At 67.2% G+C, this 15,869-nt stretch carries 17 protein-coding genes and 1 pseudogene; 9 read left to right on the forward strand and 9 right to left on the reverse strand.

Going from position 1 to position 15,869, the window contains the following annotated elements:
- Nucleotides 1-37: 37 nt before the first annotated feature.
- Both AB0M08_RS42560 and AB0M08_RS42565 read right to left on the reverse strand, forming a co-directional pair.
- Nucleotides 38-757 carry a hypothetical protein gene (locus AB0M08_RS42560; protein WP_364506450.1) on the reverse strand — a complete coding sequence of 240 codons (720 nt, stop codon included), beginning with the start codon at nt 755-757 and terminating at the stop codon, nt 38-40.
- Nucleotides 754-1,965, reverse strand: a complete 1,212-nt coding sequence (locus tag AB0M08_RS42565; RefSeq protein WP_364506452.1) for a helix-turn-helix transcriptional regulator — start codon at nt 1,963-1,965, stop codon at nt 754-756. Before AB0M08_RS42565 ends, AB0M08_RS42560 begins: the two co-directional genes overlap by 4 nt.
- 442 nt (nt 1,966-2,407) lie before the next feature.
- Between AB0M08_RS42565 and AB0M08_RS42570 the strand changes: the two genes are divergently transcribed.
- The 8 genes from AB0M08_RS42570 to AB0M08_RS42605 all read left to right on the forward strand — a co-directional run bounded on the left by AB0M08_RS42570 (nt 2,408) and on the right by AB0M08_RS42605 (nt 10,519).
- Entirely contained in the window at nt 2,408-2,944 is a 537-nt protein-coding gene (locus AB0M08_RS42570; RefSeq protein ID WP_364506453.1) for a hypothetical protein, read from the forward strand.
- Nucleotides 2,945-3,436: 492 nt separating this feature from the next.
- Complete coding sequence (locus AB0M08_RS42575; protein ID WP_364506455.1) at nt 3,437-4,279, forward strand: aspartyl/asparaginyl beta-hydroxylase domain-containing protein; 843 nt, start codon at nt 3,437-3,439, stop codon at nt 4,277-4,279.
- A gap of 44 nt (nt 4,280-4,323) precedes the next feature.
- Nucleotides 4,324-5,193: a hypothetical protein gene (locus AB0M08_RS42580; RefSeq protein ID WP_364506457.1), complete on the forward strand. Its 870-nt coding sequence runs from the start codon at nt 4,324-4,326 to the stop codon at nt 5,191-5,193.
- Entirely contained in the window at nt 5,190-5,747 is a 558-nt protein-coding gene (locus AB0M08_RS42585; RefSeq protein WP_364506460.1) for an LOG family protein, read from the forward strand. The genes AB0M08_RS42580 and AB0M08_RS42585 overlap by 4 nt, the downstream gene beginning before the upstream one ends.
- Nucleotides 5,744-6,286 (forward strand): phosphoribosyltransferase family protein, encoded by a 543-nt coding sequence (locus AB0M08_RS42590; RefSeq protein WP_364506462.1) that lies wholly within the window; start codon nt 5,744-5,746, stop codon nt 6,284-6,286. Before AB0M08_RS42585 ends, AB0M08_RS42590 begins: the two co-directional genes overlap by 4 nt.
- Nucleotides 6,287-6,294: 8 nt before the next feature.
- Nucleotides 6,295-6,981 (forward strand): HAD hydrolase-like protein, encoded by a 687-nt coding sequence (locus tag AB0M08_RS42595; protein ID WP_364506464.1) that lies wholly within the window; start codon nt 6,295-6,297, stop codon nt 6,979-6,981.
- A 286-nt stretch (nt 6,982-7,267) separates the two neighbouring features.
- The gene (gene alaS, locus AB0M08_RS42600; protein ID WP_364506467.1) at nt 7,268-9,937 is read left to right on the forward strand and encodes an alanine--tRNA ligase; all 2,670 of its coding nucleotides are present in this window, start codon (nt 7,268-7,270) and stop codon (nt 9,935-9,937) included.
- A gap of 258 nt (nt 9,938-10,195) precedes the next feature.
- Nucleotides 10,196-10,519 (forward strand): hypothetical protein, encoded by a 324-nt coding sequence (locus tag AB0M08_RS42605; protein ID WP_364506470.1) that lies wholly within the window; start codon nt 10,196-10,198, stop codon nt 10,517-10,519.
- On the opposite strand, the gene AB0M08_RS42610 is transcribed toward AB0M08_RS42605, so the two are convergent.
- The 7 genes from AB0M08_RS42610 to AB0M08_RS42640 all read right to left on the reverse strand — a co-directional run bounded on the left by AB0M08_RS42610 (nt 10,507) and on the right by AB0M08_RS42640 (nt 14,654).
- Nucleotides 10,507-10,782, reverse strand: coding sequence for a hypothetical protein (locus AB0M08_RS42610; protein WP_364506473.1), 276 nt, complete (start codon nt 10,780-10,782; stop codon nt 10,507-10,509). The genes AB0M08_RS42605 and AB0M08_RS42610 overlap by 13 nt on opposite strands.
- Nucleotides 10,772-11,128: a hypothetical protein gene (locus tag AB0M08_RS42615; protein WP_364506476.1), complete on the reverse strand. Its 357-nt coding sequence runs from the start codon at nt 11,126-11,128 to the stop codon at nt 10,772-10,774. Before AB0M08_RS42615 ends, AB0M08_RS42610 begins: the two co-directional genes overlap by 11 nt.
- 1 nt (nt 11,129) lies before the next feature.
- Nucleotides 11,130-12,362, reverse strand: a complete 1,233-nt coding sequence (locus tag AB0M08_RS42620) for a divalent metal cation transporter (RefSeq protein ID WP_364506478.1) — start codon at nt 12,360-12,362, stop codon at nt 11,130-11,132.
- Nucleotides 12,359-12,787, reverse strand: coding sequence for a hypothetical protein (locus AB0M08_RS42625; RefSeq protein ID WP_364506481.1), 429 nt, complete (start codon nt 12,785-12,787; stop codon nt 12,359-12,361). Before AB0M08_RS42625 ends, AB0M08_RS42620 begins: the two co-directional genes overlap by 4 nt.
- Before the next feature lie 123 nt (nt 12,788-12,910).
- Entirely contained in the window at nt 12,911-13,375 is a 465-nt protein-coding gene (locus tag AB0M08_RS42630) for an SRPBCC family protein (RefSeq protein WP_364506484.1), read from the reverse strand.
- 52 nt (nt 13,376-13,427) lie between these two features.
- The gene (locus tag AB0M08_RS42635; protein ID WP_364506489.1) at nt 13,428-13,751 is read right to left on the reverse strand and encodes a plasmid stabilization protein; all 324 of its coding nucleotides are present in this window, start codon (nt 13,749-13,751) and stop codon (nt 13,428-13,430) included.
- A gap of 63 nt (nt 13,752-13,814) precedes the next feature.
- Nucleotides 13,815-14,654: an SDR family oxidoreductase gene (locus AB0M08_RS42640; RefSeq protein WP_364506487.1), complete on the reverse strand. Its 840-nt coding sequence runs from the start codon at nt 14,652-14,654 to the stop codon at nt 13,815-13,817.
- Between the two features lie 524 nt (nt 14,655-15,178).
- Here AB0M08_RS42640 and AB0M08_RS42645 point away from each other — a divergent pair.
- Nucleotides 15,179-15,799: pseudogene (locus tag AB0M08_RS42645) on the forward strand (DUF72 domain-containing protein).
- Nucleotides 15,800-15,869: the final 70 nt, after the last annotated feature.

Genomic DNA, 15,869 nt, shown 5'->3' on the forward strand with positions numbered 1-15,869 from the left:
TGGTCGCGTTGCCTGGCTCGCGATGGCTTCTGCCTGCTCAATCCTGAGATTGGGCCAGGCTGCCGAAAGTGACGAATTCCTTAGATTCTGCCATCTGGTCACTTCTGACACGCACGCTCATGACCCAGCGGATCGGTGTGCGATCTTCGTTCTGCTGGATCCAGAGGATCCGTGCGGCAAGGATTTCGCGGCCGGCCTGATGTTGGGCAGAAAGCCATGCCTGGAAATCGGGATGACTCCATATCAGGAGCGGGATTTGGCGATCGACGCCGCTGCGGGGAGAGCCCTTGCCGATGAGCGTGATCGCAGCGGCTGCAGCCTCGTCGAGGCGGGTAGCGACAGGCGCTCCGTTTCGAGTTGCGCATTCTCTGAGGTAGCCGACGTGTACGGCGTCGAGCGGGGCGCCGAGGACGACTCGGCCGCTGTCTTCCCAGCGGCCGAACTCTACGTTTGTGGTCAGGCCTGGCATCTGCTGCATGTCGCGGGGCACCCAGAACAGGATGACGTCGACGATGGCGAGCCATCGGTCTTCCCACGTGTAGTGGTCGTACTTCAGCGGCTTGCCGTCGCGGGGTTCGGGCACGAATACGACGAGTTCGCCGGGCCCGGTCCAGGCCTCCTCGACGACCTTGATCGCTTCGGGGCGCCACGAGGGGACGTCTGTTGTTCGTGGCATGGGTCCCGCGATGAACAACGAGCCGTCCCAAGCCTCGGGCGGCTCCTCGTTGGCGTAGACGATGGTGACCTTGCCCGTCACGGATTGACTCCGACTCGCTCGCACAGAGCTCGTAGCTCGGTCCATCCGGTTCCGCGCCTGGACTTCTCCAGTAAGTGGCGCACGGTTTCGGTGACCAGAGGAGACAGCCGTACTCGTTGGGGCGCGAGCCGTTCGGCGTTGAGGAGCATGCGGAGGGCCTCGGTGTCCTTGTTGATGTTGCTGAGGGCGCGGGCGGTGTCGATGTAGAACGCGGCCTGTCGTGAGCGCGATATCGCCGCGATGCCTGTGGGGTCGATGTCTCGGGCGATGTGGACGGCGGCTCGTGGGTCACCGGCGTCGGCATTCATGCTCACGCGCCAGACGTCGATGGCGGTAGGGCCGAAGTTCAGGCCGAGCGCTGGGGATTCCCCGGTGAGTTGGGCGATGCGTTCCGCTTCGCCTATCGCAGCCTCGGCTGCGTCGGTGTCGCCGAGCGCGAGTTTCGAGAATCCGGTCATCATGTAGAGCTGGCCGAGCATCTCTTTGCCGTGAGGCTTATCGACATGAGGCCCCAGCTCGGTGGTGGCCCGTTCGGCGATGCGGAGTGCGCGGGCATACAGCCCGCAGCCGCTCGCGGCGTGGGCTTGTGACCACGCGGACAGGCCGAGCATGACGGGGTTCTGCAGGTACGTGGCGGCCTGGCGGCCGCGGTCGGCGATCAGCACCGCCGAGGCGGAGTCGCCGAGGTATCTGATGACGAATGAGGCGGTGTCCTGGGCTAGGACAAGCGCCTCCAGGGCCCGCTCTCGTTCGTGGCCGAAGGCCGCGGAGTGCAGATCGCGGAGCAGCGGCGGGATGAGTTTCCCGGCTCCGGTGTAGTCGCACTTGAGGCGTAGGTCCATGACCAGGTCGAGCCGCTGGATCAGGGGCTCCAGCGGCGTCTCGGTGACGGCGGGTGGGTCTTCGAGATCGGCTTCGATGGCTGCCTGCACGATGTGGTAGATCGCGCTCTTCGTCTCGGTCTCTCCGTGTTCGGGGCCGATGGCCCCGGTGCCGGTGAGTTCGGCGAGAGGAACGTTGAGCGCCTTGGCCAGCGCGGCGAGCATGAACCGGTTGTCGGCGCTGCGCTCGCCGCGTTCGAGTCGACTCCATTGCACATGGCTGATGCCCGCGCGGGATGCCGCATGGCGGATGGACCAGTTGCGCTGGAGGCGCAGCATCCGGAGGCGTTCGCCGATGGGTTCCGTCGCGATGTGTGGTGATCTCATGACCTGCTCCCGGGGTGTTCGGCCCCTGCGCGGGGAAACTACCGGAACCACTTGGTACCAGTGTGGCATGCACCCGCCGATAACTTCCACACACGATCAGTAGTCGGGCGCTCCGTCGGCTTCGGCCACGAGGCATCGATCCGAGCGAAGGTCGTATCAGGACGGAAGGAGGGGCGATGGCGACAGCGAGCATGTATTACGCGAGCTCGGCGGCGAGATTACTAGCCCAGGCGCAGGGGATTCTGGACCGGCATGTGACATCGAGCGCGACGGCGCGGTGCTTGGAGTGTGGCTCGCTGGGGCCGTGTGATCAGCGGGAGACCGCTGCAGCGGTCTTTGCTCGGAGCCTGGCTCTGCCGGTGCGGCAGCCCGGTGCGAGCCGACCTGAACTGGTGGGGGCGCTGCTTGTCGGCGTACCCCTGCTTCCTGCGGTGATCCGGCGGTGAGCGTCGATGCTGTACCTCTTTGCGCCGAGCTCGGGAATTCCGGATGCCGGCAAGGTGTGCAGGTTCGGGCATCCCGGTTTGCAGTTGCACTGGGTGCAGGCGAGAGGAGCGCCGTCCTGGTTCTGGAAACCGAAGCTGATCTTGCGTGGGCGATCCGGCGGTGGCTGGTCGGCATGGTGGCCTTCGACCGGCGGGACGGCTGCTGGGTGTGGCTGGACCACGATGAGGAACTGAAGGGCCTGATCGTTGGTGAAATCAACGAGGATTTGACCGATCCGCAGGCTGTCGTGCAGGCCCAGCAGTGGGCGGCCGAAGTGCTCCGAGCAGGCGAAACGGGCCATCGTTTCTGCGACCAGCCGGCTTGCGATGTCATGTCTGCGCCGCTGCGCATCACGGAGTGGCGGACAGTATGGTTCGCCGGGATTCGCCACTACGCGCCGCTTTTCGCGAGCACGATGGCCTGCCTGGTGCCGGCCTCGGACCTTGATCCGGCGACAGGTGCCGAGTGCCGCTGCACGGAGCGGTCGAGATGAGCGGGATAGACGGGACCGAGCCTCGGCGACCGGCACTACCGCTGCATCTCGCTGTCCACCCGGGCGGTGACTGCCGGGCCTGCGGTGACCAATGGCCGTGTGAGACCCAGCGCAAGGTTCTGGTTCGTGAGTATCGAGATGCCCGGAGCTCGCTGCTGATCTATCTCAGCCTCCAGATGATCGAGGCGATGGATTACCACCCGACAAGCGCCGCCGCTGAGCTGTATGCCCGCTACCTCGGTTGGGTGCCGGAGGCGGACGCCCGGAGCGGCGTGATGCCCGCCATGGTCCAGCGCAAGTCCGGCGCTCTCGACTCCCGTCACGGAGCTCACGCCGCCTGACGGGTCCGACGCGGGCGTGGCCGGCTTTTCCCCCGAGTGGCCGGTCACGCCCGCCCCACCAATCTCCTCATCCGCGCTCCGGGTTCACCGGTTGCGCCGAACCACCAAGCGATCTTTGACCCTGCTCCGGTCTCCTGGAAGGAATTCTTTGATGACCATCACCTCTGCAGGCCCGACCACTCTGCCGACGGAGATCGCGGCCCTGCGACAGCTCGACCCAGGGTTGATGGAACGACTACGCCACGAGGCACTGACCATCCCCCGGAACTGGTCCGTGGAGTACGGCGATTACCAGAACGGCGGCTGGCACACCTTGTCGCTGCTCAACGACACCGGTGACCCGCGCGACGTCACGATCCGGGACTGTCCTCAGCCTCAACCCACCGCCCTGCTTGAGCAGATGCCCGCCGTGCAGGAGCTGATCGCCGAGCTGGGCGTCAAGGCCATGTGGGCGCGGCTGGCCCGCCTGGATGCCGGAGCGTTCCTCTGGGAGCACCGCGACTACGGCGAGTTGACCACCACCGAGCGGCACCGGCTGCACGTACCGCTGGTGACCAACTCATCGGCGTATCTCGTGATCGGCGGCACGAAGGTCCACATGAGCGTGGGCCGGGTATGGCGGCTGACGCCCACGAGCCCGCATGGCGTCTGCAACCGGCACGGCCCCTCCAGGATCCACCTGATCATCGACTGCTACGCCGACGACACCTTCGCTGCCCTTAATCGCGGCGAGGTCGTGGGGCTGGGGCACGCCGAGCTGCTGCCCGTGCTGGAGCAGTCGCAGATCGATGAGGTGGTCGCCACCGCGACCGGTCTCGCGGAGCTGGACTACGACCATGCCGCCGAGACCACGCTGCTGAAGCTCTTCTACCAGTACGCGATGCCCGAGGGGCAGGCGTACGACCTGATCAGCGGCATGTACGCCGCTCTGGGCCGGGAGGGCGACGCCCAGCGGTGGACGGCCAAGAAGACCGTGATGCTCGGCCGGCCGTGATCACGAGCCGCAGGATTCGTCGCTTCGTTTCAGGAGGTTCCGCTGTGAGTACCCGTCTGCTCGATGACGTCGCCGCGGTGAATCTGCCGCGCCAGTTCGGTCTGTTGGAGAAGACGATCGAGGTGATCGGCCGCAGCAGCGCCGTGCACTCGCTGCACGTGCGTGGATCACTCGCGGCCGGCACCGCTGACCGGCTCTCCGACCTCGACTTCATCGTCGCGGTCCACGACCCCGACTTCGGGCCGTTCCTGAGAGTCCTCGACACCCTGATGAGTACCGAGCTCGGTGCCCTGCTGCCGGGGTGGCGGGACACGATCGTCGCCCGCATGGGCGGGCTCGGCTACGTCTTCCTCGTCCCGCACGAGAAATCGCTGCACCAGATCGACCTCTACGCGGTGCCGGTCTCGCGGCTGGACACCGTGCTCGCCAGGACCAAGGCGATGCCGGTCTACCAGGCCGAGGGCGAGCGCAGCGCGCGCAACAGCCAGCAGGTCGACTGGCTCATCAGCAGCACCCTCGATCGGCCGTACACCACCCAGGAACTGCTGGTGGAAATCCTGGTGCTGGGCCACATGATCCACAAGAGGATCGCTCGGGGACAGCGATACATTGCGTACGCGGAGATGTTCGCCCTGCATACCGCGGCGAAGAACCTGATCAAAGCGGCGTTGGCGCCGGGATCGGCCTTCTACGGCTGGTACCAGCTCGCCGAGGAGATCGGGACCACACCGATCGGCCGGCAGTCCCTCGCCGACCTCGACCGGCTGATCTCCAGCCAGCCGATCCCTGACTCGCGCGACCTGACGGCCGCACTGACCATCGCCCTGGAACTGGCGGAGCGCGCCGCGCCGGACGCGGTCGCCGATCTTCGCACGGCGATCACCGCTTACCGGCACTACCTGGAGCAGATGTGAACAGCTCTGATCGGATAGCGGTGTTCTTCGGCGGTTGCGTGACCGCGTCACCGCACGAGGAACACCTCGCCCAGGACATCGGCGTCCTGCTCGCCGAGTACGGCTACACGCTCCGGCACGGCGGCTATAACGGGCTGATGGAACACGCCGCGAAGGGTGCCTCCGAACACGGCGCCCCGGTGGTCGCGGTCAGCCTCCAGAACATGCCATGGGGCGCCTTCAACCCGCACGTCACCGACACGATCCTGCTGCCCACCATGGGCGAGCGCATGCACTCCTTCCTCGACACGGCGGACGTCATCGTCGCCATGGCGGGTGGCATCGGCACGCTGCATGAACTGACCGCCGCGCTCTGGTACGCGAGCAACATCCGTCCGGTCCCCGTCGTGATCGCCGGCGCGACCGCGCGCCGGCTGCTCGGCTTTCTCCGGGCCGAGCGATGGCTCTACGAGTCACCGACCCGTCCGCTGGCGTTCCTGCATCACATCGACCGGGCGACCGATCTGATTCCCCACATCGCCCCAGACCACGGTGCACATCGGAGCGCCTCGTGACACCGGCGATCATGGCGCTGGCCGAGCGCGTTCTCGCCGCCGGCACGATGAACGGCCCCTACTGGCTGTCAACCGGGAGAGTCCTCGATTTCTACTTCGACGAGTATCGCGTCGCCGCGGACCCCGAACTCCTGGCCCAGACCGGTGAAGTGCTCGCCGACCTGTTGCCGCCGAACATCGACGTGATCGCCGGATTGGAGCTCGGCGGTGTGCCGTTCGCTCTTGCCGTATCGGCGGCCACAGGCTTGCCGGCGGCGTTCGTTCGTAAGGTGGCCAAGCCCTATGGCGCCCGCCTGCAAGTCGAGGGCTCTCCCCGCCCCGGAGCCCGGGTGGCGATGGTCGATGACGTGATTCGTTCCGGAGGGCAGATAGCCGTCGCCGCAACGGCACTCCGGCAGGTCGGAGCTGATCCCGTTGCTGCGGTTGCCATCCTGATCCGGCCCGGTAGCGCCAAAGCCCTGCTTGACGGCCAGGGCATCACCGTCGTCGGTGTTATCGACGAGACCGCGCCGGTTCGTGCACAGCGGGGGCAGCCATGATCCATGCCGTGCTGTACGACCTCGACGGCGTAATCGTGGACAGCAAGACCACCGTCATAGAGGCTCTCCGCGAGGTGGCCGGCATCGTGCTCGGAACCCTGCCGCCACCCGAGCAGGTTCGCCGACTGGCCTACCTGCCTCCGGTCCAGGCACTCACCGAGCTGGGTGTGCCGGACGCCGACCAGGCGTTCGACGCCCACTTCGACATCGCGTTCGCCGCACACGCTGGCAAATCCCGGCTGGTAGCCGGGATGACCGCCGCGATGTGGCGCATCCGGATGGCCGGACGTAGGCAGGCCATCGTCACGCTGCAACGTCGCCATCGGCTCGACCTGCTTCCGCTCGGCGAGGTGTTCGACCTGGTCGACACGATCGTGTGTTTCGAGGACGCGCCGCCCAAACCCGCACCGGACCCGCTGTGGCTCGCGCTCGATCGGCTGCAGATCCCTCGGGAACAGGCGTGCTTCATCGGGGACACCGCCAGCGACATTCAGGCAGGCAAAGCCGCAGGTGTACCCGTATTCGGAGCGACCTGGGGCTACCGAGACGCCGCAACCTTGGCCGAGGCGGGCGCGGACGGGTTGCTCGGCGAGCCTGCTGACGCCGTCAGGTTGGTCCTGGCCAAGCCCACGGTCACGGTAGGCTACGATTCCAGCGCGACAGGTGCGACCGTATGCTCCGGCGACAGCCCGTGAGCGGCGGCATCAACCGCAGGACGAAGGCAGGACACGAGCGTGGGCATGGTGGGGCGGCGAGCTAGCCGCGCCGAGCTGGGGAACGAGGACCGCGTCCTCGCCTGACCCCCTCGGCCCGGCTCGGCGTGACCAGACACCCGCTCTCCCACCGTTGTTTTCCTGCGCGAACCCGCCTGGACGGACACCGGCGAGGACCCTGCACCACCGCTGTGCGCGTCTGCGCGTGATCGCCGGTGGTGCGGGGCGCCAGGTGCGTTCGCCACCTCATCACCTGTGAGGCTTCGTCATGCGTTCCGCCGACATCCGCAAGATCTTCTTCGACTATTTCACCAGCCGGGGCCATACTCGGGTGCCGTCCAGCTCGCTCGTCCCGGACGACCCGACCCTGCTGTTGGCCAACGCCGGTATGAACCAGTTCAAGCCGTACTTCCTCGGCGAGGTCCCGCCGCCGTATCCGCGTGCGGTCAGCGTCCAGAAGTGCGCCCGGACCTCCGACATCGACAACGTCGGCAGGACCACCCGGCACGCCACGTTCTTCGAGATGCTCGGCAACTTCTCCTTCGGCGACTACTTCAAAGCCGACGTCATCCGCCACGCCTGGACGCTGCTCACCGAGCACTACCACCTTGACCCCGCGAAACTGTGGATCACCGTCTACCAGGACGACGACGAAGCCATCGACCTCTGGCTCCAGGTCGGTGTCCCCGCCGACCGGATCCAGCGCCTCGGCATGGACGACAACTTCTGGTCCATGGGTGTTCCCGGCCCCTGCGGCCCGTGCTCGGAGGTCTGCTATGACCGCGGCCCCGCGTTTGGCCCGGCCGGCGGCCCCGAGGCCAACGGCGAACGCTACCTGGAGATCTGGAACCTCGTCTTCATGCAGAACCTGCGCGGCGAGAACGCTGGCGGCGGCAAGGGCGACTTCCCGATCCTCGGCGAACTGCCCAACAAGAGCATCGACACCGGGCTCGGCCTCGACCGCATCGCCGCGATCCTGCAAGGCGTCGACACCGTCTGCGAGACCGACCTGCTCGCCCCCACCCTGGCCGCCGTCGAATGCCTGGCCGGACGCCGCTTCCCCGGCCATGACGGCAGCGTCGAATCGGTCTCCTTTCAGGTCATCACCGAGCACGCCCGCTCCACCGCCTTCCTGATCGCCGACGGCGTGCTGCCCTCCAACGAAGGCCGCGGCTACGTCCTGCGCCGCCTGATGCGCCGCGCCATCCGCCACGCCCGCTCGCTCGACATCGACCGGCCCGTCCTGGCCGAGGTCATCGACAGCGTCATCGACAACCTCGGCGACGACTGGCCCGACCTCCACACTCAACGCGACCTGATCACCGCCGTGGCCAGCCGCGAAGAGGAGACGTTCGGCGTGACCCTGCGCCAGGGCACCCGCCTGCTCGACGCCGCAATCACCCGCACCCGAACCAGCGGTGGTACCGGCCTGACCGGCGAGACCGCGTTCGAGCTGCACGACACCTACGGCTTCCCCATCGAGCTCACCCTCGAAGCAGCCCAGACCGCTGGCCTCACCGTCGACAAAGACCGCTACGCCGCGCTCCTGGACGAACAGCGACGCCGCGCGAAGAAGAGCAGCAAGGCCCAGACCACCGCCGCGATGCGCCGCCAAGAGACCTACCGGGAGATCCTCGCCCAACACGGCCGCACCGACTTCGTCGGCTACACCGCCACCACCGCCGACACCCGCATCCTGGCCCTGCTCACCGACGGTGCACCCGTCACCGAAGCGAGCGAGGGCCAACAGGTAGAGATCATCATCGACCGCAGCCCGTTCTACGCCGAACGCGGCGGCCAGATCGGCGACACCGGAACCCTCACCACCGCCAACGGCACCACCATCGAGATCACCGACACCACCTACGGCCTCGACGGCTTCCACGTCCTCACCGGCCAGATCACCCAAGGCCAGGCCCACCCTGGACAACCAGCTCACGCCGTCGTGGACGCAACCCGGCGCGCCGCGATCGCGCGATCACACTCGGCCACGCACGTCCTTCACGCGATGCTGCGCCGCAACCTCGGCGACCACGCCCGCCAGCAGGGCTCCCTCGTAGCCCCGGACCGGCTACGGTTCGACTTCGCTCACTTCGCCCCCATCGACCCTGACCAGCTCCACACCATCAACACCATGATCAACGACTACCTCCTTGCCGACCCGGTCGTCCGGGTATGGCACGCCACCCGCGCCGAAGCCGAAGAAGCCGGAGCCCTCGCCTTCTTCGGCGACACCTACGGCGAACTCGTCCGCATCGTCGACATCGGCGACGCCTCCCGCGAACTCTGCGGAGGAACCCACGTCACCCACGCCGCCCAAGCCGGCCCCGTCCGCATCCTCAGCGAATCCTCCATCGGCGCCGGACTACGCCGCATCGAAGCCTTCACCGGCCGAGATGCCCTCCAACGGGCTGATCACGAACACCGTCTTCTTGAGGAGGCCACGCGTCTAATCGGGAGTCGACCCGACGACTTGATCAGCACTCTCAGCAAACGGCTCACGGCATTAGCCGAAGCCGAGAAGAAGCTGGCCGACTACCGGCGCCAGGAACTGGAAACCATCGCCACCAGCCTTGCCGGAGAGCGCCGTGCCCACGGCGACGGATTCGTCGTCGCCGCGCAGGTCACCGACGTGAGCGCCGCAGAGCTGCGGTCGCTCGCGGCCGCCGCCATGCATCGTCTGCCGCAGGACACCGCTGCGGGCGTCGTCCTCGCGGCCATCAGCGACGGCAAGGCCAACCTTGCCGCGGCCGTCAACACTCAGGTGCTGAACCGTGGCATTCAAGCGCGTCAGATCCTTCTCCGAGCAGCAACAACGATCGGTGGAGGCGCAGGCGGTAACGGCTCGGTTGCCAGTGCCGGCGGGCGCGACGCCACAGCACTGAGCGATGGCCTGACCCAGGCCGAAAGCGACCTGATGGCCGCCATCAGCCAGTAGCAGGAGACTCCACTGCCGACCACGAAGACAAACGACAGATGAGCTGCTCGGGGCAGCGAACTCGCTGTCCCGAGCAACAATTGACGGACGTCGGCGCTCCAGAGAGGCGACCTGGATCCTTGAGTCGCATGCAGTGAGCTTTTTTCATCGTGACGGTGCAGGTCACTGCAGGGGCGGAGCACGGGAGTCGACATAGAACGAGACTCCCGGTAAGACAGCAATCGACCAAGATCAGATGCCCCAGCCGGGAGCCTCGCTGTGCTGTCCTACCCCGCCGCGATTCCGTTGTCCACTCGCAGCCTCAACCACCTCGCCGGCCTCATCCGCACCCACCGCCGGCAGCGCCGGTCCCGGTGGCGGCGCCTCGACCCCGGCCGCCAAGCCCTGCTCGCCCTGGCCCACCTGCGTAACGGCGACAACCGCGGGCACGCCCGGATCCGCGCTATCGGCGAGCGCGCCAACGCCACCCACATGACCTGGAAGGTCCTCACGAAACTCCGCTGCAGCCCGCACCGGGCGACCCAGATCGTGCAGGCCATCCTCGTCCTTCACCACGTCGAGAACCCGGCCTACTCAGGATGAAAAAGGTCACCGGTCACTTCCGGCGGCAGGTCGTGCCAGGCGATCTCGGTGGAGTCGCGGCGCAGGATCAGCCGGGCGACGTGCTCGATCAGCCAGGGGCCGCGGACCTCGTCGCGTTCGTAGCCGAGCAGGCGCCCCCACGGCCCCTTGACCACGATGACCGCGGTGATCCGCCACTGCTCGTCGATGATCATGTCGGCGATCCGGCCGCGGCCGGGCACGGTCTTTCCGATCAGGTCGCCGGAACGCTGGCTATGAGGCATCGCGGGCTCCGGGGATCCGGCCGATCAGGTGGTCGCGTAGCCAGGTCTCCAGTGGCGGCTCGGCGAGCAGTTCGCGGCGTACGCTCAGCTCGACCGCGCTGGTCACCTTCGCGATCAGGTCGACTCCGATACGGATCGGCGGCTGGTCGGGCGGCTCGGACATGCGCCGTGCGCCGGCGGCGATCCAGCGGCCGAGCGTGCCACCGATCCGTTCGCCGAGCGCCTGTTGGCCGCAGAGCAGGGCTACGACCGTACCGTCGGAGATTTCGACGTCGTCGACCTTGCCGACCGGTTCGCCGTCGGCGTCGAGGATCTGCCGGTCGAGCAGGTCGAATCCGATCAGCATGTCAGCCTCCGCCCATCCGAGTGACGATCATGAGTGGGATTGCGGCCACGGCCGCGGCGACGACCACGATCAGGTATGCGGTGCCGAGGCCGTTGGCGAGCCGGCCGTTGACCCGGTCGCCGAGGTAGCCGCGGTCGTTGGCGACGACCAGGATCGGCAGGTAGGTCAGCGGCAGCGCGACCGCGCTGAACACCAGGGTGTATTCGGTCAGCTGGATCGGGTCGATGCTGGTGAACAGCACCGCTACGCCGACGATGATGCCGACCATGACGACGGTGTGGAACCGTGTCGCGTCGCGGGGCTCGCGCAGCTTGCCCCAGTTCCAGCCGAAGTACTGCGCGACGGTGTAGCCGGTGGACAGGCTGGTCTCCATGGCCGCGCCGAAGGTGGCGGCGAAGAAGCCGAGGATCGCCGCGGCGAGTCCGAGTTTGCCGAGTGCGATCGCGGCCGGCATCGCGACCTGTGACAGCGAGTCGACTGACGTGTTCAGGGGATGGAACACGGCCGCGGAGGTGAGCATCAGCGCGAAGGCCAGGATTCCGCCGAGCGGGAAGCCGACGAAGACGTTGATCCGGGAGGTGAGCAGGTCCTTGGCGCTCCAGCGTTCCTCCACGGCACCGGAGGAGAAGAAGAACACCTCGTACGGCGTGAGCGCGGAGGCGAACAACGCTACCGCCATGAACCAGTAGGTGCCCCAGTCCTCCCCGCTGGGCGGCCCGGGATGCGTGGCCTGGTGCAGCAGTTCGGCGTGGTCGGCGGGCAGCCGGAAGAACGCGATCACGAACACCACCAGCACCAGGCCGGTGAGTCCGAAGAGGTTTTCCAGAAGGGTGAACTTGACCCGCCACAGCGCCGCCCACAGCACGAAGGCGATCACCGGCACCCAGAGCAGGTAGTTGACGCTGGTGGCCAGCTGCAGCGCCAGGCCGACGCCGCCGATCTCCGCTCCGAGGGTCAGCACGGTAACCAGCAGCGACCCCACCAGGTTCGCCAGAGCCATCCGCGGGCCGAGACGCTCGCGGACGAGGTCGAAGACCGGGCGTCCGCTGACCGCCGCGACCCGGCCGGCCATCTCTGCGTACACGCAGATCCCGACCACACCGACGACCAGGACCCAGACGTGGGCGAGCCCGAACCGGGCGCCGGCTTCCGCGTTGGCGACGATGTCGCCGATGTCGACGAATCCGCCGATCGCGGTCAGGATCCCGAGCGCGATCGCGAAGAACTTTTTCATCCGTACGCCTCGATGAAGTCCTCGAGCGACGATGCGAACTCGCCGAGCTTTGCCGACCCCGCTTCGCGCGCACGGTCATCGGAGGCCTCGACGGTGTCCCCGAGCGCGACCACCGTGCCGGTCAGCAACGGGCTCAGCTCGTCGCGCAGCCGCTGCGACCGCTCGTCCGGCAGGCCCTCGCCCGCGAACTTCTTCTGCGCTCCGGCCAGGCCCTTCGCAGCGTCGTCGTAAGCGGCCGTCCCGAACGCCGCGGTGATCCGCCCGTCCACCTGTTGCTGGGCGATCAGCCGTCCGGTCTGGGCCGCGTCGTGGCCGGACTCGGCGACCTGCACCATCGTCCGCACGTAGCGGCGGTAATCGGTGGGCCGGGACACGTCGTAGGCAACTCCCGCCCATGACAGCACCACCGCGACCGTGGCTATCAACAGCCTGCTCCTGCCAGTCACGGCAGCCCCATACCCACTTTCGCCGTCGGCCGATCATCGCCACCGACACACGGCAGCGGCCGGCGAGAACCTCGCCGGCCGCTACCCGAGTTCGTGCCGCCGTCAGATTCCCGGACGGTCGACGTCACCACGCCACGAGCCGGTCGCGGTGCCGTGCTCCTCGATGTACTCCTTGAACCGCTTGGCGTCGGCCTTGACCTGGTGGCTGTCGACGCCGACGGCGCTGCCGACCTTCTCGGCGAACCCTTCGGGCTCCCAGTCGAGCTGGATGGTCACCCGGGTCTCGCTGTCGTTGAGGCGGTGGAAGGTGACGACGCCGGCGTGCCGGGTGTCGCCGCCGGTGCTCTTCCACGCGACCCGCTCGTCCGGGTGCTGCTCGGTGATCTCCGCGTCGAACTCGCGGGTCTGCCCGGCCACCTTGGTCACCCAGTGCGTGTGGGTCGGGTCGGTCTGCGTGATCGACTCGACGCCGTCCATGAACTTCGGGAAGTCCTCGAACTGGGTCCACTGGTTGTAGGCCGTGCCGACCGGCACGTTCACGTCCACGGACTCGGTAACGGTACTCACTGTGCTTCTCCGTTCACGGTATGCGGCAATTGCCGGTAGGCCGAGTGGCGCCTCAGCGGGCCAAGGCGTGTTCCAGCTGTGCCTTGGACATCGATGAGCGGCCGGCGATGTTGCGTTTCTTGGCCTCGTTGTACAGCTGTTCCTTGGTGCGGCCCTGCGCCCCGGTGTGTGAGCGTTTGCCGCCGCGGTGTCCGGACGACACGTCCTTGATCGAGGTGCGGCTGGCCGTCTTCGATTCGCCGGCGCGCGCACGTTCCTTGTTGACCGTGCGGGCCGCGATCTCCTTGGCCTCCGTGGTGGAGCCGCCGCGCTTCTCCACGCTGTCCTTGATGTGCTCGTACTGCCGTTCGCGTTTAGGGCTCGATCCTGCCGGCATCATCGCCTCCGAGTTTGCTTGTCCGATCAGAGGAATGCCCGTGGTCGTCGCCGCGAAACGCGATCAGAGAATGGGCCTGCCGCCGGTGACCGGAATGACCGCGCCGGAGATGTAGGAGGCTTCGTCCGAGGCGAGCAGCACGTAGGCGGGCGCGACCTCGCGAGGTTCGCCGGGTCGGCCCAACGGGGTGTTCTTGCCGAACTCGGTGACCTGCTCGGCGGGCATCGTGGACGGGATCAGCGGGGTCCAGATCGGCCCGGGTGCGATCGCGTTCACCCGGATCCCGCGGTCACCGAGCATCTGCGCCAGACCGGCGGTGAAGTTCGCGATCGCGCCTTTGGTCGTCGCGTACGGCAGCAGGGTCGGTTTGGGCTGGTCGTAGTTGACCGAGCTGGTGTTGATGATCGACGCGCTCTCGCCCAGGTGCGGCATCGCCGCTTGGACCAGCCGGAACATCGCGGTGATGTTGACGTCGAAGGTGTTGACCCACTCGTCGTCCGGGATCTCCTCGACGGTGTGATAGGTCATCTGGTGGGCGGCGTTGTTGACCAGGACGTCCAGGCCGCCGAGTTCGCGCACGGTCTGGTCGACAACCGCCTGGCACCGGTCGCGTCCGGCCAGGTCACCGGGGAGCAGCACGGCCCGCCGGCCGGCCTTCTCGACCAGGTCCGCCGTGTCACGCGCGTCGTCGTCCTCGTTCAGATACGAGATCGCGACGTCGGCTCCTTCCCGGGCGAACGCAATGGCGACCGCCCGTCCGATGCCGCTGTCCCCACCGGTGATCAACGCACGTTTACCGGCCAGCCGCCCCGAGCCGCGATAGCTGTCCTCGCCGTGATCCGGTTTGCGGCGCATCACGGCGGTGCTGCCTGGCGGGTTCTGCGCGGGCTCATTCTCAGGCATACGATGCTCCCCTGTGCAAGATGGCAAGGCCACGGTGTCTAGCTGTTGGCGTTCCCCGACGGTGGTCGGCGAAACGACCGGATTCGGCTGGATGTCGCGGTGTCAGCGCGGCCTCAGCGATCCCGGCGCGGTGAATCGGAGTCTCGTGGCGTGAAGCCGGGCACGGGTATGCGTTTCACGTACTTGCGGAGTCGAACGTCAGTTCGATGCCAGCGTGATCGCATGAACGAATCAGATAGATCTGTGTCTTTGTCGGCTGTTCCCGGTGTGGGTGGGCGCCCGGTTCCGCATGTGGTGTTCTCCAACCCGGGCGCCGTTTGACGACCCCGAATCCCTGCCGTCGCGGCCGGTGAGCCGCCGTCCGGCAACAACCCGGCGACGCAACGAGTAACCGAGGGTCTGCACCGCCCGGAGCTGCCAGAAAGCATCGCCGAGGCGGCATGGTGAGCCCTCGGTGGGGGCGCGTATCGCTCGTGAGCGTGCACATTGGAACGTTCGGCTGGAGTTACGCGCACTGGCATGGCGTGCTCTATCCACCGGCCACGCCGCCGCGGGACCGCCTCCAGCACTACACCCGTCGCTTCCGCACCGTTGAACTCAACGCGAGTTTCTACCGCTGGCCCAGCCCCGCCACATTCAGCAGCTGGCGGCGGCGACTGCCCAGCGGATTCCTCCTGTCTGTCAAAGCGCCCCGAGCACTGACCGACGCCAAGAAGCTCTACGCGCCTGAGGGCTGGATCACTCATATCACGGCCGGCCTGTACGAGCTCGGCGACAAATGCGGCGTCCTGCTGGTCCAGCTGGGTCCGCAGCAGCAACGCGACGACGCACGGCTCGACTACTTTCTCGGCCTGCTGCCGGACTGGATCCGCGTCGCGGTCGAGCTTCGGCACCCCAGCTGGCACCACGATGACGTGTTCGACCTGCTCGCCCGGCACCGGGCGGCGTAATGCGTGATGAGCGGCGCCAGACTGCCGTGCGTCCTGCGTGCCACCGCCCCGTTCGTCTACCTGCGCCTGCACGGCCCGGACCCGGATCACCTGTACGCCGGAAGCTACCCGGACGACAGTCTGGACTGGTGGGCCACCAGGATCCGCGAGTGGGCGGCCAGCACCGTGAGGGGGACTGTACAAATAACGGTGTAACTCCTGATCAAGGAGACGCATCTGATGACCATGACAACTGACGCCGTGGATACTGCCGCGGTGGCGAAGA

The sequence above is a fragment of the Actinoplanes sp. NPDC051851 genome, assembly GCF_040681165.1.
Taxonomy (GTDB): Bacteria; Actinomycetota; Actinomycetes; order Mycobacteriales; family Micromonosporaceae; genus Actinoplanes.

What these genes read in the sequence shown, in the direction of transcription:
- AB0M08_RS42620 (WP_364506478.1), bottom strand. Translation starts at nt 12,362, where the DNA reads ATGAAAAAGTTCTTCGCGATCGCGCTCGGGATCCTGACCGCGATCGGC.
- AB0M08_RS42640 (WP_364506487.1), bottom strand. Translation starts at nt 14,654, where the DNA reads ATGCCTGAGAATGAGCCCGCGCAGAACCCGCCAGGCAGCACCGCCGTG.
- AB0M08_RS42565 (WP_364506452.1), bottom strand. Translation starts at nt 1,965, where the DNA reads ATGAGATCACCACACATCGCGACGGAACCCATCGGCGAACGCCTCCGG.
- alaS (WP_364506467.1), top strand. Translation starts at nt 7,268, where the DNA reads ATGCGTTCCGCCGACATCCGCAAGATCTTCTTCGACTATTTCACCAGC.
- AB0M08_RS42610 (WP_364506473.1), bottom strand. Translation starts at nt 10,782, where the DNA reads ATGCCTCATAGCCAGCGTTCCGGCGACCTGATCGGAAAGACCGTGCCC.
- AB0M08_RS42635 (WP_364506489.1), bottom strand. Translation starts at nt 13,751, where the DNA reads ATGCCGGCAGGATCGAGCCCTAAACGCGAACGGCAGTACGAGCACATC.
- AB0M08_RS42575 (WP_364506455.1), top strand. Translation starts at nt 3,437, where the DNA reads ATGACCATCACCTCTGCAGGCCCGACCACTCTGCCGACGGAGATCGCG.
- AB0M08_RS42615 (WP_364506476.1), bottom strand. Translation starts at nt 11,128, where the DNA reads ATGCTGATCGGATTCGACCTGCTCGACCGGCAGATCCTCGACGCCGAC.